This is a genomic window from Ruegeria sp., from assembly GCF_028066395.1.
In the GTDB taxonomy this organism is placed as follows: Bacteria; Pseudomonadota; Alphaproteobacteria; order Rhodobacterales; family Rhodobacteraceae; genus Ruegeria.
On record NZ_JALCBM010000079.1, the window covers coordinates 2,749 to 5,972 of the forward strand.

Consider the following 3,224-nt stretch of genomic DNA (forward strand, 5'->3'; position numbering starts at 1 on the left):
GCTCGCGCAGGCGGACCGAGTTGATGTTCCATGTGGCAAGGGTAAAGGGCATGGGTGGGGATTCCTTTGTCGCGATTGGCCGGAGGTTAGCGTGGTGTTGGACGAGGTGCTATGAGAAAGAGAAACTCAAAGTCACCTAATTTCCCGGATCGTAGTCATAAATGCCGCCACCAATTGCACTCTGGGCGTCCTCAGAAAATTCATCCAAAAAGAAGTCGTGTTCTTGGAGCATTCCCAGAAGTACCGGGTCCAAATTTTCTATTTGATGATCATTCCAAACCTGAACAATAGACAAGTATTCGACCAGTCGACTAATCGGCTGCCATTCAAACTGATCCTCAATTTCTCCACGCCGGATGGCAGCGTTCATCAAAGCTGCGTTAAGCCGCGCGTCTGAGACTTTCGCATGGCTGATTGCTTGATCCTCCGAATGCGCAATTACCGCTTCGAACACACGGAATGTCGTCTTCGCACTAAGATTATAGCGTTTACTTTCAATCACCCACCATGACATCCCATTTTTCAGTACGGGTAATGAATTCGGTTTTCTATCCGACAAGAGCTTTAACCTCTCAACCATAACCTGAAAGCCCGGCAAGAATACCCTCTCCATTGGTGTCAGGTCCATCAAGAAGACTGCAAAAGGGACCCTCACAGCTCGGTTAAAACAAAAAAGCCGGGCCATCAGGCCCGGCAGTCCAACAGGGAGGTACATGTCATAACCCGGACATGCACGGGTTGGGAGTAATCTAAATATACCTACAGAGTATCACTTTGATCCAAGTCAATCCACCTTTCGTCAAGACACAAGACGATATCCGCCGGATTCTGTGACCAAAAGGCGCGCATTGGAGGGATCGGGTTCGATTTTCTGACGCAAACGATAGATATGTGTTTCAAGCGTGTGAGTGGTGACACCGGCGTTGTAGCCCCAGACCTCGTGCAGCAGAACGTCGCGAGCAACCACACCGTCGGTCGAGCGGTACAGGAACTTGAGAATGTTCGTCTCTTTCTCGGTCAGGCGAATCTTGCGGTCATCCTCGGTCATCAGCATCTTCATGGCGGGCTTGAACGTATACGGGCCAAGGACAAAGACGGCGTCCTCGGATTGTTCGTGCTGACGCAGTTGCGCGCGGATACGGGCCAGCAGGACCGGGAATTTGAAAGGTTTGGTGACATAATCATTGGCACCGGCATCCAGACCCAGAATGGTGTCGGCGTCGCTGTCATGGCCGGTCAGCATCAGGACCGGGCTTTTCACGCCCTGCTTGCGCATCAGGCGGCACAGCTCGCGCCCGTCCGTGTCCGGCAGACCCACATCCAGAATAACCAGATCGTAAATCGCCTCACGCGCGCGCTCCATCGCGGATTGACCGTCTGAGGCTTCGAACACGTCGAAATCTTCGGTCATCACAAGCTGTTCGCTCAGCGCTTCGCGCAGGTCTTCGTCATCATCCACCAACAGGATTTTCTTGAGTTGAGCCATCTCCGGTCCTCCTAGCCCCTTTTTGCACCACTTGCGCGCCCAAGATGCAATCGGCAAGTTTTGCTGCAACCGTCTCACGCCCTCGTGTCCGAGGCGGAGGAAATGTTTCACATTTTCTAAAGATCGGGATAGGAGAAGGGCAGAACGTTATAGGGTAACACGCATGAGTCTTATTCCCGGCATCACCGAACTGCTTGCCCGCGCACGGGCGGACCTGCGCATGGGCCTGCCGGTTGTCCTGACCGATGACAGCGGCACCAGCGTATTGGCGCTGGCGTCCGAGACGCTCAGCCCGCAGCGGCTGGCCGATCTGCGGGGTTTGGGTGGCGCACCCGTGGTGGCCATCACCGTGCGGCGGGCAGAGACGCTGAAGGCGCGGGCCTATGACGGGGATCTGGCGCGCGTGCTGATCCCGGCGGATGCCGATCACAGCTGGGTGCAGGCGGTGGCCGATCCCTCGGACGATCTGAACGCGCCGATGAAAGGCCCGCTGATGTCCGAACGGCAGGGCACCGCCAATCTGCATCGCATCGCCATTGCGCTGACCAAATCCGCGCGGCTGCTGCCGGCGGCTGTGGTTGCCCCCATCCCGGACGGGCGCGATTTCGCGATGGCAAACGGTCTGACCTGTATCGACCACACCCGCGCCGCGCCGCATCTGGCCGATCGCAGCGCCCTGCATGAGGTCGTCGCGGCCCGCCTGCCGATGGAAGTGTCCGAGGCCGGGCGCCTGCATGTCTTCCGCCCCGAGGACGGCGGCGAGGAACATTATGCTATCGAAATCGGCCGCCCCGACCGGGACAAGCCGGTGCTCGCCCGCCTGCATTCCGCCTGCTTCACCGGCGATCTGATGGGCAGTCTGAAATGCGATTGCGGCCCGCAGTTGCGCGGTGCTTTGGCCCAAATGGGGGCCGAGGGGGCAGGCGTTCTGCTCTACCTCAATCAGGAGGGGCGCGGCATCGGGCTGGCCAACAAGATGCGGGCCTATTTCCTGCAAGACCAAGGGTTTGATACGGTCGAGGCCAACCACCGGCTGGGGTTTGAAGATGATGAGCGCGATTTCCGTCTGGGCTCGGACATCCTGAAATCGCTGGGTTTTGGCGCCGTGCGGCTGCTGACAAACAACCCCGCCAAGATCGCAATGATGGAGCGGACCGGCATCGCCGTGACCGAGCGCGTCCCGCTGAAGGTTGGTGAAACCGCGCATAACCGGGGTTATCTGGCAACCAAGGCGGCCAAATCGGGCCATCTTCTGTGACACCAAGTGATCTGGTCCTGACACCAAAAGGTGTGCGCTTTCTGGGGCGTACTTTCCCTTGTGCGATCGGCAAAGGCGGGCTGAGCAATTCCAAACGTGAAGGTGATGGTGCAACGCCCACCGGCACGCATCAGATTGTCGGGATGTTGTATCGGGCGGACCGAATCCCTGCCCCCACCTCGTGGGCTCGGCCAATCGGGCCACAAGATCTGTGGTCGGATGATCAGGCCATGCCCGAATACAATCAACTTGTTCAAACGCCCTATTCCGGCAGCCATGAAAGACTGCGGCGGGCCGATCCTTTATATGATCTGATCCTGATCACCGATTGGAATTGGCCCAACGCGGTATCGGGGCGCGGTTCGGCCATTTTTCTGCACCAATGGCGCCGCCCGCGATTCCCGACCGAGGGCTGCGTGGCCTTCCGCCGCGATCACCTGCATTGGATTGCCGGGCAGATTGCCCTTGGTACGCGGTTGA

Annotated in this window: 4 protein-coding genes; 2 read left to right on the top strand and 2 right to left on the bottom strand. The window is 58.1% G+C overall.

Features of this window, described 5'->3' with window-relative positions; all coding sequences use genetic code 11:
• Window positions 1-136: 136 nt before the first annotated feature.
• Together MPJ51_RS18885 and MPJ51_RS18890 are read right to left on the bottom strand one after the other, a co-directional pair.
• Window positions 137-628 carry a hypothetical protein gene (locus MPJ51_RS18885; protein ID WP_298389993.1) on the bottom strand — a complete coding sequence of 164 codons (492 nt, stop codon included), beginning with the start codon at window positions 626-628 and terminating at the stop codon, window positions 137-139.
• Between the two features lie 171 nt (window positions 629-799).
• Window positions 800-1,486 carry a response regulator transcription factor gene (locus MPJ51_RS18890; RefSeq protein ID WP_298389996.1) on the bottom strand — a complete coding sequence of 229 codons (687 nt, stop codon included), beginning with the start codon at window positions 1,484-1,486 and terminating at the stop codon, window positions 800-802.
• A 163-nt stretch (window positions 1,487-1,649) separates the two neighbouring features.
• Between MPJ51_RS18890 and ribA the strand changes: the two genes are divergently transcribed.
• On the top strand, window positions 1,650-2,744 hold the full coding sequence (gene ribA / locus MPJ51_RS18895) for a GTP cyclohydrolase II (RefSeq protein WP_298389999.1): 1,095 nt from the start codon (window positions 1,650-1,652) through the stop codon (window positions 2,742-2,744).
• On the top strand, window positions 2,741-3,224 hold a 484-nt coding region (locus tag MPJ51_RS18900; RefSeq protein WP_298390002.1), incomplete at its 3' end, for a L,D-transpeptidase family protein. The genes ribA and MPJ51_RS18900, both read left to right, overlap by 4 nt.